The following is a 24,144-nucleotide window of genomic DNA, read 5'->3' on the forward strand; positions in this document are numbered from 1 at the left end:
GCTTAGTTGTCCTCGCGTGCCAATTGCCATTTCAGCTGGCCTTCGGAAGGCGACTGCACAGGAATGAACGTGGCCTCACGATAACGGCGTGAGGCTGGCGATGACTGTGCATATCCTGCGCCACCAGCTACTCGAATCTCTAGATTGGCGGCCTCTACAGCAGCCTCTGCCGCCCCCAACCGTAGACGCAATAGGTCGGAGAATGCCACTTGTTGTCCGTTAGCAGATTTTTCCGCCAGGGACTCTTGGGTGTTAATCAATTCGGTGATCTTCTCGTAGGTCTTCGCGACGTCATCGGCGAATACCTCATTGATTCCGACAGTCTTGCCACTAGCTGCAGCGATTGCAGATTCTGCCACGCCTAAGCATTCCGAAGTTTGTAGCAGTAGAAATGTTGGGCGCACCTTCGGCAGATATTCTTTGAAGTTGGTGGTTAAAATATTTTCTTCTGGGACGAAGACTTCATTAAATTCCACCCATGCAGACGCGGTGGCATTCAAACCCAGCAACCCGAATGGGGTGCCAAGCGTGAGACCGCCGGCATTGCCGTCAACAACGAATAAAAGCTGCCCGCCCTGATCGGAGTGGGCACCAGACACGATGACGGAATCCTCTGCCAAGTTTGAAGCCCACTTCAATTTGCCGGATACGCGATACCCGCCGTCGACAGCCTGGGCCTGCAAATCGAGATCCCCTGCACCGGCAGCGAACTTAAATACGGAAGCCATGCCCGTGACGCCCGGTCGGGTGCCGTTTTGGATGGCTTCGATTAGCTGTGGGTGCTGGCTGTCAGCGGCTTTCAGGTAGGTCAAGACCATAAGGTCTGCCCAGGTGCTAAATGCGACAGAAAGATCCTCGCGTGCTAATCCACGGACCAGACGGACGGCGGACACCAGTTTGTCGATGTTGAGCAGACCATGTTGAGCCAATAGCTCTAGACCGTAGCGCGCTGGCTTCTCCCCCTTGTCGACGGCGGGTGCGTTTTCCCGCAGCGTTGCGCGGATCTTCTCGTCAAGCTCTAAAGGAGCTAGTTCAATGCTGTTTGCAGTAGTCATGAAAGTCGCCTTCATTGCGGGATTGGAGCTTAGTGATCCTAAGCTCCAATCGCATTAGTGGGAGCGGGCTGGTGTGCGGCCTATACGAGCTCGTGAGTTAGCTTGGCTGGCCGGGTGTAGGTGTTCACCACTGGTGACCACTGAATAGCATCGGCAACCACTTTTTCGATGGTTTCACGGTCGGCATCGCCGTCGACGTCTACCTTCACGCGTACGTCAGAGACACCCGGGCGGGCGTCTTCGCGAGGGGAAACGCCCCAAGTTGGGGAGATATCGATGTCAGACTCGATGTCGATGTTGATCTTGGTCAATGTGATCCCACGGTGGGTTGCAACCGCCTGGATACCTACGGAGATGCAAGCTGCTAGACCTGCCTGCGCAATTTCGGTTGGGTTTGGTGCGGAATCATCGCCGAGCAGTTTGGGCGGCTCGGAAACCAAGGTTGGTTTCAGATCGCGTACCTGGGTGTAGTTGCGGAACTGACCATCTGCTTCAGTGTGGGTGCGGATGACCTTTTTGCCACCTTCTGGGTTTTCGGTGTTTTTATTGGCCATCGCCTGGAGGGACTCTCCATCGATAGGCGCCAGCGGCTCGCCGGCCTTGTGGTTTGGGGTGAGATCAGACATGAGAAACCTCCTTGTTGGGTGGTGATAAGCATTTCTGTTGATCACCTGTGAACTAGCGTCAGAGTAGCACTCTTGGTCTGCAATTTTTAGACTAAGCTGTCTATGCTTTTGGTGTGGTCCGTCGCAAGGCTGGCGGAATTGGGGTTTTAGGTGGGGTGATGGTGTTGGATTTGTGTCAGAAAATGAATGCTCGATAGGTGAATAAAAATAGTTTAAGTTGCGGTTTCCACGGCGTGCTAATGTCTGTGAAATACGTGTGATGTACCGCTTGGTCTGTTTTCGGTGGCGGATCTTAGGCAATTCTCGGGCGGTCTAGCCCAGGTGGCCGCGCCCCAAGCGCAGCAGAGCATTGGCGATATCGGCGCCTTCATTGCCCAATTCGTCGCGAAAGTAATTGATGATTGCCACTTCGCGTGTATGTACCAGGCGGGTGCCCCCGGAACTCATTCGGGTTTTGCCAATCGCTTGCGAAACTTCCGTGCGTCGTTTTATCGCGGACAAGATAATGTCATTCATCTTGTCGATTTCTTCCCGGTAAGCCGCAATTTCCTTGTCGGAGAGAGGATCGTCCGTCCCGGTAGGTGTGCGCACGGAGAAGTTTGTAGCCACAGCATCCATATCCATGTGTTTCATTCTACTGTGGTCGTAGTTACAACTTCGCACTAGACGGTGAAAAACTTTGCGAAATAGTAGTTTGGAAGCATTATGAATTCATCGCCGTTTCAGCCTCGCCCACATGACAGAGAGTCCCAGAACTCACCTGCACACAACCCCGAGCCTTGGTTTTCTGGCTCACCGCTACAGCCGAGCCAGCAGCCGGGTGAGCAATTGGTCTCTGGGCTTAATGCGCAACAACGCGAAGCAGTTGAGCATTCTGGGAGTCCTCTGCTGATTGTTGCTGGTGCTGGTTCTGGAAAAACCGCGGTGTTGACCCGGCGTATTGCTTACCTTATGCAGCAGCGAGGCGTGGGGCCGCACCAGATTCTGGCTATTACGTTCACGAACAAAGCCGCCCGGGAGATGCGTGAGCGTGTTGGCAACCTCGTTGGGCCAGTTGCAGACCGTATGTGGGTCGCAACTTTTCACTCAACATGCGTGCGGATTTTGCGCCAACATGCCCAGCTTGTCGACGGCTTGAACACGAATTTCAGTATCTATGACGGTGATGATGCTCGCCGGTTGCTCTCTATGATCGCCAAGGAAATGAACCTGGATCTGAAAAAATTCACTGGGCGGGTTTTGGCAAATGCGATCTCGAACCTCAAAAACGAGTTGCAAGACCCTGCTGAGGCCGCCGCGGCGGCAGCAACAACGAAAAACCCTTTTGAGACGACCGTCGCAGAAGTTTATGCCGAGTATCAACGACGCCTTCGTGCAGCTAACGCGGTAGATTTTGATGATTTGATCGCAGAAGTCGTACGGATTTTCCAGCAACACGAGCAAGTAGCCGAATACTATCGCAGGCGTTTCCGGCACGTGCTTATTGACGAATATCAGGACACCAACCACGCACAGTATGCGCTGGTGGCAGCTCTCGTCGGCAAGGGAAACGGTGCCCGGCCGGGGCCAGAACAAATCAGCGCACCCGAGTTGTGCGTAGTCGGCGACTCGGATCAATCCATTTACGCTTTCCGTGGTGCCACCATCCGAAACATCGAAGAATTTGAACGGGACTACCCGCAGGCGAGAGCAATTTTGCTGGAACAAAACTACCGTTCTACGCAAAATATCCTGACTGCAGCCAACGCGGTGATAACCAATAATGCGGGGCGTCGCGAGAAAAAGCTGTGGACTGATCAAGGTGCGGGCGACAATATCATCGGTTACGTCGCAGATAATGAGCACGACGAGGCACGGTTTATTGCTGCAGAGATTGATGAATTAAGCGATCAAGGCTACAGCTACAACGATATTTCCGTGATGTACCGGACGAATAATGCTTCACGTGCGTTAGAAGATATCTTTGTTCGCTCGGGGATTCCATACAAAGTCGTGGGGGGAACCAAATTCTATGAGCGCAAAGAAATCCGCGATGTCGTGGCTTACCTTCGTGTACTTGAAAACCCTGACGATACCGTTAGCTTGCGTCGCATTATCAATACTCCCAAGCGTGGTATTGGTGAAAAAGCCCAAGGCCAGGTTGCTTTGCATGCGGAAAACTACAATATTAGCTTCGGTAAAGCCGTGCAGGCGGCAGCTGCCGGCGAAATCTCAGGGTTGAGTGCCCGCGCACGTAATTCGCTGCGAGGGTTTGTGGAGATGATGGCCACTGTGCGTGAAGAAATTCCGTCGCTGAGCAACGAGGTTACTGGACAGCCGCAATTGGGGGAGTTGATCGGCCGGATCTTGGATATCACCGGCTACAAAGCCGAATTAGAAGCGTCTAATGATCCACAGGATGGCACCCGGCTCGATAACCTCAACGAATTAGTTTCGGTAGCGCGTGAGTTTTCTTCTGATGCAGTCAACGCGGCAGGACTAGAAGATAGCGAGATTGATGTAGTTGCTATCGAGGGCGAAGCACCAGCGGGTTCCCTTGCAGCCTTTTTGGAGAAGGTATCGCTGGTGGCAGATGCTGATCAAATACCGGACCACGAACATGGTGTGGTCACGCTCATGACACTACACACCGCTAAAGGGCTGGAATTTCCAGTAGTGTTTGTCAGTGGCTGGGAGGACGGGCAGTTCCCACATCTGCGTGCGCTTGGGGATCCGCATGAATTGTCTGAGGAACGCCGCCTGGCATATGTCGGTATCACACGGGCTCGTAAGAAATTGTATTTAACGCGCGCAATGATGCGGTCTGCTTGGGGCCGACCTGTTGAAAACCCCGCGAGTCGTTTTTTGGCAGAAATTCCGTCGGAAGTTATCACGTGGAAACGTGAGGAACCTAGCCCTGGCTTTGGCTCCGGGTGGGGTGGTGGATACGGTACTGCAGGCTTTAGCGGTGGAAACGATGATGCGTGGTCAGATATTTCCCATGGGGCCCGTCGTTCCCGCCGGATGCGTGGATCTGCTGCGTCTTCCCCTTCGCAACGGAACCAATCCGCCATACCCGAAAAGAAGACCGGGGGTGCAAAACTGGACCTGGCCGTCGGCGACAAAGTCAATCACGCTAAATATGGACTGGGTACCGTGATTGCTGCGGACGGCCAGGGAGCGCGAGCCACTGTAACGATCGATTTCGGTTCTTCGGGCACTATTCGCTTGATGTTGGTGGGTGCCCCGCCAATGGAGAAACTTTAAGGGAGTTACTTAGCACCACGCACCGTGATGCCCTGGTTGGCAAACCATGGCACTGGATCGACCGGAGTAGCGCCATCGGGGCGGATTTCGAAATGTAAGTGAGGGCCGGTGGAATGACCTTCGTTACCCATGGTGGCGATTTGGTCGCCGGCTTTGACTTTGTCTCCGACGCTGACGCTATAGGAATGAACGTGACCGTAGACGGAAATTTCTCCGTTAGCGTGTTGTACGCGCACCCACTTGCCATAGCCTTGCGCTGGGCCTGCGCTGATAACGGTGCCGTCCATGACCGAGTAAATGGGGGTGCCAATTCCGTTCCCGATATCGATGCCTTGGTGCATCCGTCCCCAGCGCATGCCGTATGGTGAGGTGAATATGCCCTCGGTCGGAAATACCACGGTGCGACCGTCGGCAGTGCTTCCTTTGTCCGCTGTCATGTAGGTGGCGGAAGGAGTAAGTTTCGCAGCAGCTTCAGTCGGGTTCGCGTCTGGGGATGTTAGCGGGTCGATGATGATTTCAAAAGCATCGCTGCTGGATTGAATAGACGGAGTACCGCCGTTCTTGTTGAGCTGTTCTACTGTCCCTGCCAGACCTTCTGCAATGCGTACTAGTGCGTCTAAGTCATAACCGTTGATGGCGGGGGCTTGTGAACTTTCAGGATTGACAGTCGCAGTCAAGGCCGGTTTTGCGTGAGCGACTGGGCTGAGTCCAGTGGTGCTCACAGCGACCGCGAGGCCGGCGGCACTCATCCCTACAGTGAGCCGTCGAAAGCGGTGAGAAGGCTTCATACAAGGTCCTGTCTAATCGTGCAGTCTTACAAGGGCTAAAAACGCCGGATGCGGTGAAACGTGTGGTGTTTGCGCCCGCAATCGACGATTTCAGAACATCGTTAAAGCTACCGTTATTTATTTGTGATGGCAATGTCATAAGCGCAGGTTAATGGGTAGATTTGTTCGAAAATATTTAAGCTGCCAGCTCACAGGGCGTGTTGCTAATGTGAATGGTGGTGTAATTGTTGCTTGAGTGGTTAGGTTTCGGGGGTGGCGTACGGGGGTGTTTTGGGTGTGGGGATGATGGCGATAATGAAAAACCGCTTACACCCTTGCGGAAATAAAAACAGGCAAGCTGGGTGTAAGCGGGAGATGAAGTTATAAAAGCGGCAGTGGTTCCTGGATGATTTGGGTTTAGACAGAAATGCCACGTTCTGCCAGCCAAGCGGCTGGGTCAACTGGTCCGCCACCGCCTGGGTGGACTTCGAAGTGTAGGTGAGTTCCGGTGGAAAAGCCTTGGTTTCCCATGCCCGCGATCCGTTGACCAGCGTGCACCTGTTGCCCGACTGTAACGTCCAGGGTGTCCATGTGGCCGTACAGCGAGATGGTGCCGTCTTCATGCTGGATCCGGATCCAATTGCCGTAACCGGAAGCAGGGCCGGAGTCTAGAACGATACCGTCCATGATTGCCAGGATGGGGGTGCCGTTGACGTTTGCGATGTCGATGCCGTTATGGAATGACCCCCACCGGGGGCCGAAGCCTGAGGTGAATACGCCTTCTGCTGGCTTGACGATGCTAGGCAGGCGAGAGCTCAGGTCAGCGGCGATGCGTTCCGTGGAGTGAGCAACTGCCTTGTCTAACTGTTCAGCCAGGTTTGATACAGGGCGGAATTCGTTGATTTCCAGGATTTGTGGAGCTACAGCCGAGGAAGGTAACAGCGCGTCGGCGTCATTAGCCAGGGTGTAATCGACATCCGTGGTGTTGGTGTTGACGGCTGATTCTTGTTCCGTCACCTCGGCGGCATTGAGTTGAGCGGCTGTAGCACCGCCGATGCCTGCGGAGGACACGGTTCCCGCTGCCACCGTTACCAGGGCGATGCGTCCCTTAGCGGTCTGTGACGCGTTGACCTTGCGGTGGCGGCCCCCACGGGATCGAGTGGAAGAACTTTGCATCAATGGTTTCCGTTCCTGTTGCAGCAATTCTCAAGTAATTCGGTGTGTCGTTTGCAGGGCAACATGCTGGCCAGTAAACGAGACGTTGAATTGTAACCTGTCTGTTATCTAACGAATGTAACAATAATGTCTCAGGCGCAATCGATCAACTCTATTCCGGAAAAATTTCAGGCTTTGGTCAGTCTAGCCCTTACATGGGTGTAATGACTCACAAAATTTGAGGTCAGTGTGGTTGTTGTGGGCGATTGAGTTGCTTGTGAAAACTCGCCTCACCGCAATTTGCTGCAGTATTTATTCGAATATCGGCGTGCCATTGTGCCGTGCCGTTGTGCCTTTACATCCGACAGTAGCGACGTGCCGCAATGGCGTTGGTTGCGGCTCATGGCAAAGTAGTAAGCGATGAATAGCAATTCGAGCCCGCATTCCCGTGCTGCGCGCCGCCCGCAACGTCGCCCGCGCACAGCGCCGAACGTTTCCCTTCCCGCTAATGCCCGACGTGGCAGAGTGGCTTCTGCGCGAGGTATGACGCGGGGACAGCGCGTTAGCGTCAACAAAAGCGCCGATAAAACATCGAGTCAGGCGCGGCAGCAGGCTAAGAGAGCGCCTGCTGCAGCCCAACTAACGATGGGGCAGCGGATCCGCAAGGTCGGCTTAACTTTAGCTATCCCGCACCTTGTGGTTATTTTGTCGATTGTTGCTATTGCAGTTGGTGCTTTGCTGAGCACCTCGCAGTCAATCGCGCTATTGCCAACAATTACCGCAACTGCTTGGTTAGTGTTTCACGCTGCGCCAGTGGCAGGAGACGGCGTTGTCCTAGCATCCGTTCCGCTGTTGCCGGCGCTTATTACGTTTGCGCTCAGTGCTCGGCAGGTTCGCGTAAGTGTCCGCAAGCGTTTCAGCATTATTGATTTGCTGATGATCTTTGTGTGGAGCCTGGTAACGCCGCTGTTGTTCACAGTGGTTGCCTTATTGATGCTCGCCGATGCCCAAACTGTCTATCCAGTTACCGTTCCTCCAATTGGTTCTGTGATGTTCTCAGTAGCAATAGTGCATCTATTTGCGTTTGTCTTCGGGCTCGGACCGAAAGCTTGGCGGGCACTGGCACGACGTTACGGCATTCCACGATCAATCCTCGAAGGCGTCGTCATTGGTACAAAAACGTTGTTGTGGCTGTGCCTCGCAGCGGTAATCGTTGCAGTTATTTTCCTCGTCGTCGGCTGGGAGCGGCAGGCCGAAATTATGGCAGCGTATCCACAAGCTAGTGGTAGCGGGAAGCTGGCGCTGATCATGCTCTCCTTGGCGTATATCCCAAACATTATTGTTGGCGTCGGTGGAGTTTTGCTGGGATCGGAATATCAGTTTGGTGCAGGAAGTGTTTCTTTGTTTGAAACGCACCTGGTGCCGTTGCCACCACTGCCAGTCATGGGAATGGTGGCACCTACGTCGGCAAGCTGGGCATGGATTGGCTTGTTTATACCTGTCGCTGTGATCATTGTGGTGATGCTGCGGATGCGCCCCAGCCCTGTGATGACGCTAAGCGCGGGTTTTACAGCTTGGGTCTTGACAGCGGTTGCCGCCTATCTTTCTGGAGGCCAGGTTGGCGCTTATAGCAATACGGGCTTACCGGTACTGTGGACTGCCAGTTTGGCACTGATTTGGGTTGGTGGCATTGCTTTGGCAGTCACACTCATGCAGTTGGTGTTTGCGCGGAGGTACAACGCGAAATCTGCCGTCGTTGATGAGTCGGCTGTGGACGGAGAAGAACAGGAGCTAAGCTCCCCGGAACCGCAGGAAGCGGAGGGGCAGAAACCCGAAGTGCAGAAACCGGAGGGGCAGGCTTCGGAGCTTGAGAGCCACGAAACTGAAGACTCACAAGAAACCGATGCGGCATCCGACGTGGCTGCTGAATCTGAACAAGCTGATGCATCTGAACAAGCTGATACAGAGGAGCAGGTCGAAGAAGAAGATTTTGTGGAAACGTCTAAAGGTAGCGCGGATGCTCAGGATGAAAATGACAGAAAAAATGGCAGAGAAATTGGCAATGAGCAAGAGCGTAGACATGACGACAGTGAACGTACCGAGTAGTCTAGTGAGATGTGAATACACCACTGCGACTGACTGCCTTGGTTTCGGGGAGCGGGACGCTATTACAAGCTCTCCTTGATAACCAAGATGAAAATTATGCTGTTGTACTTGTCGTTTCTGACCGCGAATGCCCGGCTTTAGATCGTGCACGGGCCGCCGGGGTGGAAACTGCTGTTGTGCCGATGCAGCACGAGCGCTCCCACTGGGACGAGCAGCTAGCTAAATCCGTGGGTACGCCGGACCTGATTGTTTCTGCTGGCTTCATGAAAATCCTGGGGCCGAGCTTCGTCCAGAAATTTCGAGGTCGGCTCATTAATACGCATCCGGCTCTTTTGCCGTCATTTCCTGGCGCACATGCAGTGCGCGATGCTCTGGACTATGGGGTGAAAGTTACCGGCTCTACAGTGCATTATGTAGACGAGGGCGTAGATACCGGCCCTATCATCGCTCAACGCGCGATAGACATTCAGCTTGGAGAACGAGAAGATGAATTACATGAGCGGATTAAAAAAGTTGAGCGAGAACTATTGGTCGCTCTCTTGCAGTCGGCCGAAGTCGAGCAAGATTCCAAGAAAGTAGTTTTTCACCATAATTAGCTAAGGGGCTCCGCAGTCTCTGCCGGGGAAGTGCCATACACCCCTAGGCAAACACCAAACGATGGCTAATCTGGATTATGGCCAGCACTTCACAGCTCATCACATCACAACCGTTAAGGATGCAGGTACTACTATGACCGTAGAAAACACCCAAGGTTCTGGAACACAGCAGACGAAGATCACTCGCGCATTAATCAGCGTTTATGACAAAACAGGTTTGGAAGATTTAGCACGTGGTCTTGCTAAAGCTGGGGTAGAGATTGTATCGACGGGTTCGACTGCCAAAGTGATTGCTGATGCTGGTGTCGAGGTTACCCCGGTAGAGAATGTGACTGAATTTCCGGAGTGCTTTGACGGCCGTGTGAAAACCTTGCACCCGCGCGTGCATGGTGGAATTTTGGCGGATCGCACGAAGCAAAAACATCGCGACCAGCTAAATGAGCTTGATATTGCTCCATTCGACCTGGTGGTTGTCAACCTGTACCCATTTGAAGAAACTGTGGCTTCGGGCGCAAATGTGCAGGAATGCATTGAGAAGATTGATATCGGTGGCCCAGCGATGGTGCGTGCTGCAGCGAAAAACCATGATTCAGTTGCCGTAGTCGTCGATCCCGCTAATTACGACGTGGTGCAACGAGCTGCCGCTGGTGCTGGATTTAGCTTGGAAGAACGCCGTCAGCTCGCGTTGGAGGCATTTACGCATACGTCGAAATACGATTTGGCGGTGTCGTCATGGATGCTTGCCGAGCTGGTTGCTGAAGCTGAAGAAAAATCAGAGTCTGAACTGGCCCAAGATGTTCCAACTACACAGTTGCGCTATGGCGAGAACCCACACCAGGCTGCTTATTTGGAGCGCATCCCAGGCGCCGGAGGTGTTGCCAATGCAAAACAGCTGCATGGTAAAGAAATGAGCTTCAACAATTATCAGGATGCCGAAGCTGCTTGGCGCGCCGCGCACGATCACCAGCGTGCCTGTGTAGCGATTATCAAACACGCCAACCCATGTGGAATTGCTGTATCTGACGAATCGATTGCACAGGCACACAGTAAAGCTCATGCTTGTGATCCAGTTTCCGCTTTTGGCGGTGTAATTGCCACCAACCGTCCGGTCAGTGTCGAGATGGCGCACCAGGTTGCTGAGGTATTCACAGAGGTAATCCTGGCTCCGGGATACGAAGACGGAGCTGTCGAGGTACTGCAGGGGAAGAAGAATATCCGTATCTTGCAGGTTGAAGATGCTTCGTTGGTGGATGATTCCCAGCAAACAGCATCAGATGCTTCAGGGGAGCAGCAACTGTCTGCGGACAATGCTGGATCTTGGGATTCCAAGGTGATTTCCGGTGGTGTATTGTTCCAAGAACCTGACCGTTATCAGGCGGATGGCGATCAAGCAGAAAACTGGAAGTTGGTTGCTGGTGCAGCAGTCGATGATGAAGTACTAGCGGATCTAGAATTTGCATGGCGCGCTGTACGCTCGGTGAAATCGAATGCGATTGTGCTTTCCCGTGAATCCGCTACTGTCGGTGTGGGTATGGGACAGGTTAACCGAGTAGATTCGGCACGTTTGGCTGTTGAACGCGCCAACACTCTTGGCGACGATGAACAGCGTGCCAATGGTTCGGTTGCTGCCTCGGACGCATTCTTCCCGTTTGCTGATGGCTTAGAAGTTTTGTTGGATGCAGGAGTAAAAGCCGTGGTGTCTCCAGGCGGCTCGATCCGCGACGAAGAAGTACTCGCAGCTGCAGAAAAGGCAGGCGTAGCACTGTACTTCACCGGAACCCGCCACTTCTCCCACTAAAGCGGCTGTGTCTTCGATGGCGAGCCCGTTCCTAGCTTATGAACGGGCTCGCCTACCGGGGGTGTAATTGGCAGTTTGCAAGGTGCAGCCGGACACCACCGGTTGTGGGGAATGGCGCAAGTGGTTATTCCCTGATGTTTTTACGGCAAAGACAACGTGCCAACAAACTTTTCCAAGCGCTCCGCGATTATCTGCGGCTCACGTGCCCACCTGTTATGGCCGAGCCGCTCTGGATATTCCTCGATAGTTACTTCGGCGTTGGGCAAACCGGCCGCGAGATGCTCAGCTGCTTTGCGCGTGCAATCTTGGTCAGTGTGGAAACGCGTGAGTAACACTGGGATCGTTACTCCGTTTTTAGCATCGTCATAGTCACGATCCTCACCGAGTAAACCACGCTGTTGGTTAGAGCGTGAAAACCTGATCCATTCCAGCATCACGTGTTTTGCCTGGCGACCATATCCGGTCAGGTCCAGCTTTCCGGCCGGTTGATAGCCGAAAATGGTGACGATCGCTTTAATGATAATGGTACCGATGCGTAATTTGTCGAACCAGCCCCGAATATCCCGGGTAGTACGGGCTTCCAGTTCCGACTGCCAGGAATCCTTGTACGTTGAGCTCTATGGCTTCTTTACGAGTGAAAAACAAGGGGGCAATCTGTCCTCCTAAAGAGTGGCAGAGAAACACTGTAGGGTAGTTATTAGCTAGTCCGAGGTCTTTCTTCACGGCTTTGATCGTGAGCGGAAAACCCTGAGATGCCAAATGGTGATACCCCCAGGTGTGCTTGCGCGTGGCTTTTGCTGTTGAGCTACCTTGCCCGCGTAATTCACGGCTAGCAACAAGATATCCGCGGCGGGCCAATTCGCGCCCCATAGGATCGAAATACCGTGCACCCATGCCAAAACCAGGCCAGATGATGACTAATGGTTTGTCGCCATCACCTGTCGCAACCGGTCGGCGCTGTAGGCGCTTGCGTTTTCCGTGCTTGCGAGCTGGACATAATGATTCCCCTAACGGGCTGTAACCTTGCCGAAAAGTCGTGCGAATGGAGCCAGTACCATCGGACGAGCAAAAACCACCGTGGCAGCCGTGACCCCTAGTCCGATGACAAAGAATATAAAGCCGGTCCAGTTGCCTGCATACGCTGTAGGGTCTGGGTCGCCTTGTGCGGCCCACATGTGGTTGAGATTACGCAGTGCACCGGTCGCGAAGACCATGAGCACGTGAATCACGGTGAAAACTAAGAAATATAGCGCGATGGGGATGTGCATTTTGCGTGCGATACTGACCGGGTAGATCTTGGCCAGCACAGGATTACTAGGCCACAGATGAGACATCCGTAGCCCGGTGGCTATCGCGGCCGGAGCCACGATGAAAACGGTGAAGAAATACATGAGCAATTGCAGACCGTTGTAATGTACCCAGCCATTTTCGGTTGGCCAGTCTAAAGACGCATATTGTAGGCCAGCGGATACTGCATGCGGGAAGATATCTAGGCTGGTGGGCACGATGCGTACCCATTGGCCGGTTGCAAATAACAAGATAAAAAAGATTCCACCGTTGATAACCCATAACAGATCCAGAATCAGGTGAGTCCAGATAGTCAGACTGATTTTCTGTCCAGGGTTTTTCTTCGGAGCCCAATATGCCGGTGCTTTGCGTTCGTACCGAATCGCAAAACCAGTCTTAATGATTAACGCCATGAAGAAAAAATTCAAGAAATGCTGCCACGCCAACCACGTGGGGATTCCTTCTGGGCTGTTTTCGGGTAATTCTGGATGGCCGTCGTAGGTCGCGATGAAGTCTGCGCCGGTTTCGGTATTCAGGAACCAGCGCGTGACCATGACGATGAGCACGGCCACTAAAAAGATACTGCCAAGTCCAACTAAGCCGCCTCCGAGCCATTGTCGGAGACTGAAGGCCCCATATTGACGCGCAAAAACAGATTCCTTCTGGGAGTTTTGTCGCGCAGGAGTGGCAGCTGGTTTAGAGGGTTGTTGTTCTTGCGGTTGCTGGGGGCTTGGTTGAGACTGCCCACTTGTCGCCTGCCCAGCATTGGTCTGGGGTGACTTTTGATTCTGTGCAGCAGTCTGTTGTCTATTGTTCTTCCTACGCTGTTGAAAGCGCTGTGCTGCAGTAATACCGGTTGTTGGGGTGAGCTTATTATCGTTCGGTGGTGCTGCGTGCTGGGCGGCAGGCTCTGGCTCTTTCCCTAGCTGTGACGGTGGCGTTGGGGCTGCCGCTGCAGCGGAGTCGACAGGGGGCCAAGGGGATCCACCGGGCGTCCGGGGAAGTCCCTGGCGTAAGCGCGTACTTGAGGGGTGCTGCTCATTGTTTTGGTCTTGTGGAGGCCATGGATCTCCACCGCTGACGCGCGGCAGACCCCGACGAAGATTTGGTTGCGACTTCATGCATTACCCCTTTCGCTGCGCAAGCAAGCTCGTGAGCTTAGGAACAACCTGGTAGACGTCACCCACGACACCGAAGTCGGCAATGTCAAAGATCGGAGCTTCTTCATCGTTATTGACCGCAATGATGTGTTTGGAAGATTGCATACCCGTTATGTGATGAGGGGCCCCGGAAATTCCTAAGGCGAAATAAAGCTCAGGTTGGATAGTGGCACCAGCTTGGCCTACCTGGGCCGCACGATCAGCGCAGCCAGCATCAACAGCAGCACGTGAAGCTCCCACCGAACCACCGAATGCGTCGGCAAGATCTTCTACAATCTGGAAGCTCTCCTTTGAGTCAAAAGCGCGACCACCAGCAACCACGGTTTTTGCGCTACGCAATGCAGGACGGTGGGCAGAGCGTTCTATCGGAGTTGATTCATTGATGGTCGAAGTTGGGGTCGAGTTGGTTACCTCGAGATTTATTATATTGCCTGCTCCAGGGGCGGCCCGGTGTTCAACGCATCCTGGGCGGAGGGTAATGACTGGTGACTTAAATGTTGCCGCAGACGTCACTTGAAAACTGCCGCCAAGCACAGAGTGGTAGGCAATGATGCCCTCGTCGTCCTTAGCGATGCCGATCGCATCGCTAAGGAGAGCGCGTTGTAGACGAACTGCGGCTCGTCCGGCTAGATCGCTGCCTTCAGTATCGGCACTACATATGGTCGCGACTGGTGAAAACTCAGAAAATGCCTTTTCTAAGGCGTCGATAGAAGAACCAAGTGCGGAATAATCCTGTACCGCGACCGCTATGTGTTCTGCGCCAGCCTGTGCCAGGTCCTGGGTAGTTGTCTCGTTGATCTCCGAAGGACAAATGAACAGAACCACTGGTGTCCCGATAAGGCTGGCGGCACCACACAATTCAGTAATGGAATCGGGGAGATCTCCGTTGGCAGATGCGTGGCCGACAACGAGGACGCTGTTTTCCGGGTAGGTCATAGGGGCTCCTAAATAAGCTTGTTGCTCTCGAGGTACTCAAGAATCTTCGCAGCAGCATCACGGTCGTCGTGAACCTTGCTACCCGGCTGCCTAGGCGGTTTCGGGGCGACAGCTGTCATGATTGCCTTTGGATGCGAGAAATCCTCAGCGTCGATGCTTAAATCTTCGAGACTGAATTGAGTAATAGGTTTCTTCTTGCCGGCCATAATGCCTTTGAAATTAGGGAAGCGTGGGTCCGGGAAATCGTCAGAGACGGAAACCACAGCTGGGCATGCTACTTCCAGGGATTGCACTGCAGACTCAGTGCGGCGGGATGCGCTAATACTGAGGCCACCGTCCGGTGCAGACTGTGCAAGCTGAATCGATGTCAAATGGCTGAGTACTGCTAGCTTCAGGTGCTCGGCGATCATAGCGGGGAGAGCACCGGAAGCGCCATCGCTTGATTCATTACCACAAATAATTAGGTCGTATTTTCGCTTCCGAAGGGCTGCGGCGAGTACCTCCGCGGTCGTTGTTAAATCAGCACCCACTAAGGTTTTGTCATGAACAAGGACAGCTTCATCAGCACCCATAGAAAGAGCCCGGCGAATTGAGTCTAGTGCGGCTTCGGGGGCCATCGATATAACGTCGATGGTGATGCTCTCGTCGAGCTGATCAGAGTTTGATTCTCTAATCCGCAGCGCTGCTTCTACCGCGCGTTGACTACTTTCATCGAGAACCATTTCGACGTTGTCTGCGCCATCGTGACGTCGGATTAGTCCAGTTTCTAAATCGAGTTCTCGACGTTTGCTCGTGTCGGGAACTTCCTTAACAAGAACGGCTATACGCACGATTTATCCTCTCAGCTCTTTTCTTTGGTGCTATAAGAAGCTTAGATGCCAGTATTCCTACTCGCGTAACCGCCCAACGGACAGGTTCGGATTTAGCGTCGGCATAACAGACCCAGGAATCTCGTTATGCTTCTTCACTGGGCACGAGAAGATCCAAGGTGCGTTGTTCACGATTAGTGGGCAGTGGTGCTCCGAGCACAGAAAGGGCAGCGTCAGCGAGCATGATGGCAACTTCCGGTAGTTTGTCGCTTTGCAATGGCTGTGGAGCGATGCCATCATTCGGGCGCATTTCGATTGCGGAAAGGGCTAGATGGAAGGGCAGGTCTGCGCGGAGGTCTTGGCCGACGATCTCGGATGCGGACTGACGGAAGTATTCGGCAAGCCGCGCTTTCCTCCGATGATAATCGGCAAATTCTGGAGAGTTAGCGACAGGCAATTGGTAAAGGCGCCCAACATTCCAACGGCCCGAAAGCAAAATTCGGGATTCAGCAGCAACTAAAGCCCAAATACGTAATTCCACCGGGTTATCAGACGTTGATAAGAACTGCGCGAGTTTCAACGATGGCTCAATGGTTGAATTCAGTAAATTCAGGAAGATTTCAGCTTTTGATGGAAAGTGATAATACAACGAAGCCTGGCGGATGCCGACAGCTTCAGCGATTTGATGAGTTGAGGTCATCGCGAATCCCTGCGTCGTAAATAGTTCCGCAGAAGCATCCAAGATTTCTTCGCGCGCGTTTGCACCGCGTCTACGTGGCCGGTTTTTGCGCGGACGACCGACGGTTCCTGTCATTCGAAACCTCCCTGTGTTGTGCTCAACCTTGTTCCTTGACCATGCGCATTTCTCAGGCTCTGAAAACGTTGCCGGGCAATAATCCTCAAGATTACACAAAAGATGGAGTCAGACCGTCCTATGGTATTTAAGATAGCAAAACCCCGGTTCCACATCCTTGTTGATGTGAAACCGGGGAAGTAGAACTGATGGCTGCTGTTGTTGCCTTGTTCTAGCCCGTCTTTAGCGGGTAGTGAACGGCAGGAGTGCCATCTCGCGTGCGTTCTTGATCGCAGTAGCAACCTGGCGCTGCTGCTGTGGGGTCAAGCCGGTAACGCGACGGGAACGGATCTTGTGGCGATCCGAGATAAACAGGCGCAAGGTTTCAGTGTCCTTGTAATCTACCTGAGAGATGCCGCGTGCCTTCAGAGGGTTCTTCTTAGGGCGACGGGACTGTTCCATACGGAACTTCTTTTGATTATTGCGCTTCGAAGCCATGGTGGTGTCCTCCCTTTACCAGCTGGACTTACGAACGCCAGGAAGCTCACCGTTGTGGGCCATCTGACGCATACGGACACGGGACAAACCGAACTTACGCAGGTAGCCACGAGGGCGACCGTCGTGAGAGTCACGGTTACGAACACGCACCGGCGAAGCGTCGCGTGGTTGCCGGTTCAACTCGAACTGGGCATCCAAGCGCTCTTCTTCGGACTTGGTTTGGTCTTTGATGATTGCCTTGAGCTCAGCGCGACGCTCCGCATAGCGGGCAACGATTTCCTTGCGCTGCTCATTCTTGGCGATCTTTGACTTTTTAGCCATTTCTATCGCTCCTCGCGGAATTCGACGTGCTTACGGGCAATCGGATCGTATTTCTTCAAGCTGATGCGATCCGGGTTGTTGCGCTTGTTCTTACGCGTCACGTAAGTGTAGCCAGTGCCCGCGGTGGACTTCAGCTTGGTGATTGGACGAATGTCATTACGGGCCATCGTTATACCTTCTCTCCCCGGGCGCGAATCTTCGCGACTACAGACTCAATGCCATCGCGGTCGATGATCTTGATTCCTTTGGTGGACACGGTCAACGTGATGGTCCGGCCTTCAGAAGGCAGGAAGTAACGCCGACGCTGCACGTTGGGGTTCCAACGACGCGACGTGCGGCGGTGCGAGTGCGAGACTTGCTTGCCAAATTCTGGCTTGCGTCCCGTTACCTGGCAAATAGCCGACATGGGTAATCTTTCTCCTAGCCGCCCACATCGTGACTGATTGCGACAACACTGCATTTGGATCCTTGAAATGTGAGGGTGTGAGGGCAAGAATCCACGGTGCTGTATATGACCAGTTGACGGGGCGTTTGCGAACATTTCGACAACAGCACTCAAAAACGTTACACCTTGCAGGCGGAAAAGCCAAGTGTAGTGGATGGTTTTTTATAATTCGCTTGTGGCTGTAAGATGTTGAGAGTTGTCCGTAATCGAACCCAACCTGGGTGCGATCTTTGGTGTTTTGCACTGTGTGGCGTGATTGAACTCTGTCATGCGGTGGGAGCGTCGCCGTAAGCAGCGGCCCGAAGAACCGGCCCAGTTATAAACCTTAGGGAATCGACAGATGAAAAAAGATATTCACCCGGATTATCACCCAGTGGTATTCCAGGATGCCGGTACCGGCACTCAGTTCTTGACTCAGTCCACCGCAACCTCTGACCGCACCACGGAATACGAAGGTAAGGAATATCCACTAATCGTTGTGGATGTTACTTCTGAGTCACACCCGTTCTGGACTGGTGCGCAGCGCGTCATGGATACCGCCGGTCGTGTGGAGCGTTTCCAAAACCGTTTCGGTGCTATGGCGCGCCGTCGCAAGAAAAACTAACAAAGGAGGGTAGAAGAAAATGGCAGTTCCTAAGTTTAAGAAGTCCCGTGCGAACACCCGCATGCGCCGTTCTCAGTGGAAGGCCGACAATGTCGCCCTTCAGGAAGTTAAGATTGACGGCCAGACCGTTCGTATCCCACGTCGTCTGGTTAAGGCCGCTCAGCTTGGTCTCGTAGACGTCGAAGAATTCTAAGCGTAGATTCAGTACAGAATTCTTTCGAAGTAGCCCGCAGCTTTCAGGCAGTACAAGTTTTTAGCTGTGGCTGATGCTTAACCCCAGGTTTCCCTTGCTCTCGCAGGGTAGACGCTGGGGTTTTCTCTATCTGTAGAACTCCTGTGAGTGCCCCTGGAGAAAGTTGCTACGCTGAATAGCAGGAAAAACGGCAGAAGCAAATTTTTATAAATCCTGCAGAGTTTCAAAATAGCCCGTACAGCGATAAGACAGTCAGAGTATTCATAATGAACTCCATGAACAAACACGGATCCTTCGGCCGGCACAGTGAGCCTGGCGCTAACGAATCATCTTCCCCGCAACACTCAGCTTCATCTCCGTATTCTTCATGGAATAAGTCGCATCAGCAGACCGATAATTTCTGGGGCTCAGGAGATGCCTCCGAACCTCACAGTGCCAATGAGGAAACGTTGCAATTCGACCGCCCAGGCGCGAATGTGCAACGACCCCCACAGTCTGCACAAACCGCACAAACTCAGGACCAGCATATTGCGCCGGTACATGCGCATGAAGCGAATCCCGTGCAAAAACCAAAGCGCACTATTGGACTCGTGCCTGCATTGGCTTTAATGTTGGTTGGCTCTATCAGCACTGGAGTCATCACGGGGGTTGTGACGTCGTCCAACTCGACGTCATCTAACCAACCAGCCACGTCGGTGTCTGAGAATTTGAGTCAACCGGTGTCGAACAACACCCAGCCTGCTGCCGAAGGATCCGTGGAACAGGTAGCAGACAAAGTTGTTCCCACTGTGGTTTCCATCCGCGTCGCTGATCAACGACAGGTTGCTGACGGCTCCGGATCTATTATTTCCTCGGACGGATACGTATTGACCAACCATCATGTTGTTGCGAATGGGCAGAATGGCCAGATTCAAGTCACAATGAGTGATGGGACTCGGCATGCCGCGGATTTCGTTGCTTCCGATGCAGCTACAGATATTGCTGTGATTAAAATTCGCGATGCTCATGATCTACCTACGATCGGGTTTGGTGACTCAGATGATATTCGCGTGGGGCAAGAAATTGTCGCTATTGGCTCGCCGTTGGGTCTTAGTTCGACAGTGACTTCGGGAATTGTCTCAGCAGTAGACCGCCCAGTGCGCGCTTCGCAGCAAGGAGGGGAGTCGTCGCTGATTGACGGAATTCAAACCGACGCTGCGATTAACCCGGGAAACTCTGGTGGTCCCTTGGTGGACATGAACGGCAACTTGATCGGCATGAATTCAATGATCGCTTCGCTTTCAGCCGGGAAGGACCAAGCCGGCTCCATTGGCCTAGGGTTCGCTATTCCATCTAATTTTGTAATGAGGGTTGCCCGGCAGCTCATTGAGACAGGCGAAGCGCGTCACCCACTGCTTGGTGTGCAGGTGGATGCGCGTAACCCGGTGAATGGCGCTTTGGTGCTTGGCGTGGAACCGGGCAGTCCGGCTGACCAGGCTGGGCTGCAGGTGGGAGATGTTGTCACCAGACTGAATGATCGACAGGTAGATGACTCTGACACCTTGATTGCAGCTACTCGTTCACATGAATTCGGAGAGACTGTCACACTGGAAGTAATTTCGGAAGGCGCCGATAAACCGAAAGAGGTAGAGGTAACGCTGTCGAACTAGTAAGTTACTAGATAGCATTAGTCAGCACCCCTCTAAACAGCACTGGAGCTTGAATGTCAGAAGACACTGATCTGCGCGCCACCCGCAATGCCCGGCCGTCGTTGATGGATCTGGACGATCCCGACGCTGAGTTTTTCCTTGCCGCCGAGAAAGAAGGGGATCTTCCTGCTTATCGACGTGCACTGGTGGTCATCGTTTCTGACCGCGCCCCGGAGTCCTGGGATGATACCGGACGTTTGGTTACCGAGTTGTTGGCAGAAGATGATTTCACGGTTGACGGCATCGTCGTGGTTCGTAATGATCAGTCGGAAATCCGGCAAGCCATTGAAACAGCAGTGGTCGGCGGCGTCGATCTAGTAGTTTCGATCGGTGGTACTGGTGTAGGCGCGCGAGATTGCACACCGGAAGCTACCAGTAGCGTGGTCGATATGCGGGTTCCTGGCTTGGCTCAGGCTTTGCGATCTTCTGGTCAAGCCTGTGGTGCCGTGGATGCCTGTACCTCCCGTGGTATCTGTGGGATATCTGGATCGACAGTCGTGGTGAATCTGGCATCATCTAGGGCCGCGATTCGCGATGGCATGGCAACGCTGGGGCCACTGGTGCACCACCTGATCGATCAATTACAAAAACATTCGCTGGATTCTTAAGACCTTTGTCTATGCGCAGCTAGACAAACAGAATTTGTAGCGACTATTGGTTGAACGATGAGTCACGAAACGGCGGACTACAGTGCACAATGATTTAGAATCGAACAACCGCGGGAGGCGTCGGCGAACCAAACGGATTTCTGATGCCCCGAACTATGATCGAACCGCCGAGCGTGAATTAAAAAATGGGTATGGTTTAGGCGGGGCTGTGTATGAGCCTGAGCGCAATGCCACAGCGAAGCCAGCAGAGCAGGCTTTCGCGAGTACAGGTTTTGATGAGTCTTTTTGGCGGGAACAACGCCCGCCGCACAGCGCCTACTGATCTTTGCGGGTCTCTGATTCTGTTGCCTGCGAGTTTGTAGGGGTGTGATCCCGCAATAAATCACGAATTTCTGCTAGTAGTTCTTCGGTAGTTGCTGCTGGATCTTTGTCGTCGTCGCTGCCAATGCCCAGGCTCCGCTTTCGAGCCTTTTCTAGCTTGTTAATTGGCATGATGATGAGGAAATAGACAATTGATGCAACGATGAAGAAATTGATGACAGCGGTGATGACGGCACCGAAGTCCAAAAAAGTCGCTTCGTTGTTCGGGTTCACATGGAAACCCAAACCAGAAACATCCGCGCTACCGAAAGAAGCGATCAGCGGGTTAATAATATGGTCCGAAACTGAAGTAACAATCGCGGTAAAGGCTGAGCCGATAATCACGGCAGTGGACAACTCAATGACGTTGCCGCGCATGATGAATTCTTTGAAACCTTGCAACATGAGTGCACACTTTAGCGCACACGATTAAGGGGGCCTATCAGTGAGCATCTCTTCCCGTGGCGCGTTCTCCAGTGAGAACTACCGTTAGTGGAGAAGCTAGAGAAGCTACTGCGACGCGTTGTGCTGCCGAGGCGGGTAGCGCCAGCATTACTGTAGCTCGGTTGCCTGCAGATGTGGCTTCCCGCGCTAGGATAACGCGTGCGCCTTCAGCAATGACAGTGTTGCTTTCGATTTGGCCGGGCCCGCCGGAATATGGCGAAATGCCGTTTCTAGCGTGGTCAATTCCAGTCTGCTCAATTCCAGCGTGGTCGACTGCATCGAGACCGGGACCGGTCTCGATGCTGCGTTCTGCATCCTGGTGATCTGCCCCGAATGACGTTTGGGAGCTTCCTGATGTGTCTTCCGTAATAACGCTGACTGTATCGCCATGATTAAGTAGCGGAATTATTTCTGGGTCCGCCAAAGATATCGGGACCATGTGCACGGATTCAAGGCCCGGCTCTCCGGACTTTTCACCAGTGATCTCGCCTGGGCTCTTTCCTTGGACCAACGTCGCGGTGAGCTCTGAACTAATGAAACGTGCATTTGTTACTACCTCACCTGGTTGCGTGGCAGAAACCGTGACGGTTCCCAACACATCTTCGGTGGCGGTGAACGCGCCTTCCGGAGTATAAGATTCGGGGCGTTCTTGCAGTTCTATATCGTTAATGGTGATCATTTGTCCGGCTTCGAGCGCGCCGGTAAACACCACCACTTTTGGATCGTTGCTTCGAGAATGCAGGGCCAATATCGCCGCAGCGCACACCAGCAGCATCGCTAAGATCCGTCGTAGCAATACGGAACGCTGGTGGCCAGGGGTGCGAAGTTGATGAAATAAGCGGGAAAAGCTTGGCATACCGTATTAGACTGCCGCTGAACTATGGTGGTTCCCGCTGGAAGCCTTCGGATCAAGAAATCGTGGTAATGCCGATTTCAGTGATTATCCTGTTCACAGCACAATCGCGCTCATCGTGTGGCACAAACGGACATACCTCTGTAGAAAAAACTACACCGACGAGTTCTGGCATTGCTTTTGCACTCGCCACCGCAGAAGAACTCGTATTGCTCGAACACGCTGTCCAGGCCTCGGCGATTGCGCGGTCATAGAACCCAGCACCTTTTCCGAGCCGGTAGCCGGTATGGTCTATTGCTAAAGCAGGAAGAACTATGAGGTCAAGTGTTGGCAAACACTCTGTGCTGGAAATACCTTCATCACGAGGCTCGGGGATAGGAAGTCTCGGATTGCGCACTGCGAGTGAATCCGGACCATCGTATTGCGACCAGCATAGACGGAAACCTGGCTGGCAGATCGGAAGCCAAAGTTCATCTGTGTGAGATTCCAGAGCATTGAGTAAAGTTCCGGCTCCAGGTTCGTCGTCAAGCGGAACATACCCTGCGACTCGCAAAGGCTGCCCAGGGAATCGTAAGGACTTGAGAAATTCCGCTACGTTTTGGCCCAATGCTGCATTTGACTTCCGCCAGGTGTCACGGTCGTGCGCAGCGAGCTGTCGTGCCTGTTGGTGTTTACTCCGTAACTCGGTTTTTGCAGTGGCAAGTGGAAAAGAGCTCATAATAACTAGAATAGTTCTACAATGATTACGGAAAGCCGTAGCCAATTGGGGCCGGTAAACAGGTAGTGTTTTGGGCATGTCTCAAGATGCTTCCGGATTCATCCAGGATTCACCGCACAAGAACTCAGCGATCATCAACACTGTTGTCGTTCCAGCAGCAGGGTTGGGCACACGGTTTTTGCCGACGACGAAGACTGTGCCGAAAGAACTCCTTCCGGTAGTTGATACCCCGGGTATCGAAATGATTGCAGAAGAAGCCGCAGCGTGTGGAGCACAACGTCTCGCAATAATCACCGCGCCTAATAAACAAGAAATCATGCGGCATTTTGATGCGTTCCCAGCGCTAGTTGAGACGCTGCAATCACGGGGTAAGGACGACCAGGCCCATAAAGTCCAACGTGCCGGGGAACTTATTCAGCCTGTCGCCGTAGAACAGGAGGAACCCCTTGGACTAGGCCATGCGGTGGGATTGGCTTCTGAATTATTGGATGAGCAGGAAGAAGCATTTGCCGTTATGCTTCCCGACGATCTCGTGCTGCCAATGGGAGTGATGGAAGAAATGGCACGGGTGCGAGCGCAGCTAGGTGGCTCGGTGTTGTGCGCCTTTGAAGTCGCTCCGGAAGAGACCGTGAATTACGGAGTATTTGACGTTGAAGCTGCTGAGGACATATCGGGGGTATCCGCAGAACGAGTACACAAGGTCAAAGGCATGGTGGAAAAACCAGATGCCGGGCAGGCACCATCGACGCTAGTTGCAGCTGGCCGGTATCTTCTGGACCGGGAGATTTTCTCCGCGTTGCGCCGCATCACCCCGGGTAAAGGTGGCGAATTGCAGTTGACCGATGCCATTGAACTGTTGATTCGAGAAGGCCATCCGGTGCACGTCGTCGTGCATCAAGGGACCCGGCATGATTTGGGAAACCCTGGTGGTTTTATCCCCGCGAACGTCGATTTTGGCTTGCGTAATGAGAAGTATGGCCCGACTCTGTATCGGAGCTTAAAGAAATTGTTAGCCGACTACGAACAAGAGCAGGGGATTTCGGAATAATCCCGAAAGCCAGGAAGATCAGGAAGGTAG

28 protein-coding genes are annotated in these 24,144 nt (G+C 53.2%); 10 read left to right on the top strand and 18 right to left on the bottom strand.

The annotated features are described in order from the left end of the window. Positions 1–2: 2 nt before the first annotated feature. From L9H78_RS03285 to L9H78_RS03295, 3 genes are all read right to left on the bottom strand, one after another. Positions 3–1,055: an acyl-CoA dehydrogenase family protein gene (locus L9H78_RS03285; protein WP_249620482.1), complete on the bottom strand. Its 1,053-nt coding sequence runs from the start codon at positions 1,053–1,055 to the stop codon at positions 3–5. Positions 1,056–1,135: 80 nt separating this feature from the next. Beyond that, a complete protein-coding gene (locus tag L9H78_RS03290; RefSeq protein WP_023019784.1) occupies positions 1,136–1,681 on the bottom strand; it encodes an OsmC family protein in 546 nt (181 codons plus the stop codon). 312 nt (positions 1,682–1,993) lie between these two features. Further along, positions 1,994–2,305, bottom strand: a complete 312-nt coding sequence (locus L9H78_RS03295; RefSeq protein ID WP_430622744.1) for a chorismate mutase — start codon at positions 2,303–2,305, stop codon at positions 1,994–1,996. Between the two features lie 78 nt (positions 2,306–2,383). Between L9H78_RS03295 and L9H78_RS03300 the strand changes: the two genes are divergently transcribed. Then, complete coding sequence (locus L9H78_RS03300; RefSeq protein ID WP_430622748.1) at positions 2,384–4,927, top strand: UvrD-helicase domain-containing protein; 2,544 nt, start codon at positions 2,384–2,386, stop codon at positions 4,925–4,927. A 5-nt stretch (positions 4,928–4,932) separates the two neighbouring features. Here the strand turns inward: L9H78_RS03300 and L9H78_RS03305 are convergent, their stop codons facing one another. Both L9H78_RS03305 and L9H78_RS03310 read right to left on the bottom strand, forming a co-directional pair. Next, positions 4,933–5,715, bottom strand: coding sequence for a M23 family metallopeptidase (locus L9H78_RS03305; RefSeq protein ID WP_249620484.1), 783 nt, complete (start codon positions 5,713–5,715; stop codon positions 4,933–4,935). A 396-nt stretch (positions 5,716–6,111) separates the two neighbouring features. Continuing rightward, positions 6,112–6,870, bottom strand: a complete 759-nt coding sequence (locus tag L9H78_RS03310) for a M23 family metallopeptidase (protein ID WP_064833950.1) — start codon at positions 6,868–6,870, stop codon at positions 6,112–6,114. A 399-nt stretch (positions 6,871–7,269) separates the two neighbouring features. Here L9H78_RS03310 and L9H78_RS03315 point away from each other — a divergent pair, with 399 nt between their 5' ends. The 3 genes from L9H78_RS03315 to purH all read left to right on the top strand — a co-directional run bounded on the left by L9H78_RS03315 (position 7,270) and on the right by purH (position 11,349). Next, positions 7,270–8,955: a cell division protein PerM gene (locus L9H78_RS03315; protein WP_249620485.1), complete on the top strand. Its 1,686-nt coding sequence runs from the start codon at positions 7,270–7,272 to the stop codon at positions 8,953–8,955. 11 nt (positions 8,956–8,966) lie between these two features. After that, positions 8,967–9,551 carry a phosphoribosylglycinamide formyltransferase gene (purN, locus tag L9H78_RS03320; protein ID WP_249620487.1) on the top strand — a complete coding sequence of 195 codons (585 nt, stop codon included), beginning with the start codon at positions 8,967–8,969 and terminating at the stop codon, positions 9,549–9,551. Between the two features lie 133 nt (positions 9,552–9,684). After that, positions 9,685–11,349 carry a bifunctional phosphoribosylaminoimidazolecarboxamide formyltransferase/IMP cyclohydrolase gene (gene purH, locus L9H78_RS03325; protein WP_249620726.1) on the top strand — a complete coding sequence of 555 codons (1,665 nt, stop codon included), beginning with the start codon at positions 9,685–9,687 and terminating at the stop codon, positions 11,347–11,349. 140 nt (positions 11,350–11,489) lie between these two features. Here purH and L9H78_RS03330 read toward each other — a convergent pair whose 3' ends face one another. From L9H78_RS03330 to rpmB, 10 genes are all read right to left on the bottom strand, one after another. Then, positions 11,490–11,786, bottom strand: a complete 297-nt coding sequence (locus L9H78_RS03330) for a hypothetical protein (RefSeq protein ID WP_249620488.1) — start codon at positions 11,784–11,786, stop codon at positions 11,490–11,492. Positions 11,787–11,862: 76 nt separating this feature from the next. Continuing rightward, positions 11,863–12,243 carry a serine aminopeptidase domain-containing protein gene (locus L9H78_RS03335; protein WP_249620489.1) on the bottom strand — a complete coding sequence of 127 codons (381 nt, stop codon included), beginning with the start codon at positions 12,241–12,243 and terminating at the stop codon, positions 11,863–11,865. Between the two features lie 113 nt (positions 12,244–12,356). Next, the gene (locus L9H78_RS03340) at positions 12,357–13,757 is read right to left on the bottom strand and encodes a cytochrome b/b6 domain-containing protein (RefSeq protein WP_249620490.1); all 1,401 of its coding nucleotides are present in this window, start codon (positions 13,755–13,757) and stop codon (positions 12,357–12,359) included. A gap of 3 nt (positions 13,758–13,760) precedes the next feature. After that, positions 13,761–14,732: an electron transfer flavoprotein subunit alpha/FixB family protein gene (locus tag L9H78_RS03345; RefSeq protein WP_249620491.1), complete on the bottom strand. Its 972-nt coding sequence runs from the start codon at positions 14,730–14,732 to the stop codon at positions 13,761–13,763. Between the two features lie 8 nt (positions 14,733–14,740). Next, on the bottom strand, positions 14,741–15,562 hold the full coding sequence (locus tag L9H78_RS03350) for an electron transfer flavoprotein subunit beta/FixA family protein (protein WP_249620492.1): 822 nt from the start codon (positions 15,560–15,562) through the stop codon (positions 14,741–14,743). Positions 15,563–15,686: 124 nt separating this feature from the next. Further along, entirely contained in the window at positions 15,687–16,355 is a 669-nt protein-coding gene (locus tag L9H78_RS03355; protein ID WP_064833941.1) for a TetR/AcrR family transcriptional regulator, read from the bottom strand. A gap of 222 nt (positions 16,356–16,577) precedes the next feature. Further along, positions 16,578–16,832, bottom strand: a complete 255-nt coding sequence (rpsR, locus tag L9H78_RS03360) for a 30S ribosomal protein S18 (RefSeq protein WP_021352148.1) — start codon at positions 16,830–16,832, stop codon at positions 16,578–16,580. A gap of 15 nt (positions 16,833–16,847) precedes the next feature. Then, on the bottom strand, positions 16,848–17,153 hold the full coding sequence (gene rpsN / locus L9H78_RS03365; RefSeq protein WP_018121213.1) for a 30S ribosomal protein S14: 306 nt from the start codon (positions 17,151–17,153) through the stop codon (positions 16,848–16,850). Positions 17,154–17,155: 2 nt separating this feature from the next. Continuing rightward, complete coding sequence (rpmG, locus tag L9H78_RS03370) at positions 17,156–17,320, bottom strand: 50S ribosomal protein L33 (RefSeq protein WP_018121214.1); 165 nt, start codon at positions 17,318–17,320, stop codon at positions 17,156–17,158. A 2-nt stretch (positions 17,321–17,322) separates the two neighbouring features. Beyond that, a complete protein-coding gene (rpmB, locus tag L9H78_RS03375) occupies positions 17,323–17,559 on the bottom strand; it encodes a 50S ribosomal protein L28 (RefSeq protein WP_018121215.1) in 237 nt (78 codons plus the stop codon). Positions 17,560–17,938: 379 nt separating this feature from the next. On the opposite strand from rpmB, the gene L9H78_RS03380 reads away from it, so the two are divergent. The 5 genes from L9H78_RS03380 (at position 17,939) to L9H78_RS03400 (ending at position 21,013) form a co-directional block, all read left to right on the top strand. Continuing rightward, entirely contained in the window at positions 17,939–18,202 is a 264-nt protein-coding gene (locus tag L9H78_RS03380) for a type B 50S ribosomal protein L31 (RefSeq protein ID WP_023019772.1), read from the top strand. 19 nt (positions 18,203–18,221) lie between these two features. Further along, on the top strand, positions 18,222–18,395 hold the full coding sequence (gene rpmF, locus L9H78_RS03385; RefSeq protein WP_018121217.1) for a 50S ribosomal protein L32: 174 nt from the start codon (positions 18,222–18,224) through the stop codon (positions 18,393–18,395). A 275-nt stretch (positions 18,396–18,670) separates the two neighbouring features. Further along, a complete protein-coding gene (locus L9H78_RS03390; protein WP_249618481.1) occupies positions 18,671–20,044 on the top strand; it encodes a S1C family serine protease in 1,374 nt (457 codons plus the stop codon). Positions 20,045–20,097: 53 nt separating this feature from the next. Next, a complete protein-coding gene (locus L9H78_RS03395; protein ID WP_021352145.1) occupies positions 20,098–20,691 on the top strand; it encodes a MogA/MoaB family molybdenum cofactor biosynthesis protein in 594 nt (197 codons plus the stop codon). Between the two features lie 82 nt (positions 20,692–20,773). Continuing rightward, positions 20,774–21,013, top strand: coding sequence for a hypothetical protein (locus L9H78_RS03400; RefSeq protein WP_023019769.1), 240 nt, complete (start codon positions 20,774–20,776; stop codon positions 21,011–21,013). On the opposite strand, the gene mscL is transcribed toward L9H78_RS03400, so the two are convergent. Genes mscL through L9H78_RS03415 form a run of 3 tightly spaced genes read right to left on the bottom strand, consistent with a single transcriptional unit; the run spans position 21,007 to position 23,066 of the window. Beyond that, a complete protein-coding gene (gene mscL, locus L9H78_RS03405) occupies positions 21,007–21,456 on the bottom strand; it encodes a large conductance mechanosensitive channel protein MscL (protein WP_249620493.1) in 450 nt (149 codons plus the stop codon). The two genes, L9H78_RS03400 and mscL, sit on opposite strands and share 7 nt — an antisense overlap. 37 nt (positions 21,457–21,493) lie before the next feature. Beyond that, complete coding sequence (locus L9H78_RS03410; RefSeq protein ID WP_249620495.1) at positions 21,494–22,351, bottom strand: SAF domain-containing protein; 858 nt, start codon at positions 22,349–22,351, stop codon at positions 21,494–21,496. A gap of 52 nt (positions 22,352–22,403) precedes the next feature. Further along, on the bottom strand, positions 22,404–23,066 hold the full coding sequence (locus L9H78_RS03415) for a 5-formyltetrahydrofolate cyclo-ligase (RefSeq protein ID WP_023019766.1): 663 nt from the start codon (positions 23,064–23,066) through the stop codon (positions 22,404–22,406). A 76-nt stretch (positions 23,067–23,142) separates the two neighbouring features. Between L9H78_RS03415 and L9H78_RS03420 the strand changes: the two genes are divergently transcribed. Continuing rightward, positions 23,143–24,114: a UTP--glucose-1-phosphate uridylyltransferase gene (locus tag L9H78_RS03420; protein ID WP_249618484.1), complete on the top strand. Its 972-nt coding sequence runs from the start codon at positions 23,143–23,145 to the stop codon at positions 24,112–24,114. Positions 24,115–24,144 lie beyond the last annotated feature (30 nt).

This window comes from Corynebacterium pseudodiphtheriticum, assembly GCF_023509295.1.
Taxonomy (GTDB): Bacteria; Actinomycetota; Actinomycetes; order Mycobacteriales; family Mycobacteriaceae; genus Corynebacterium; species Corynebacterium pseudodiphtheriticum.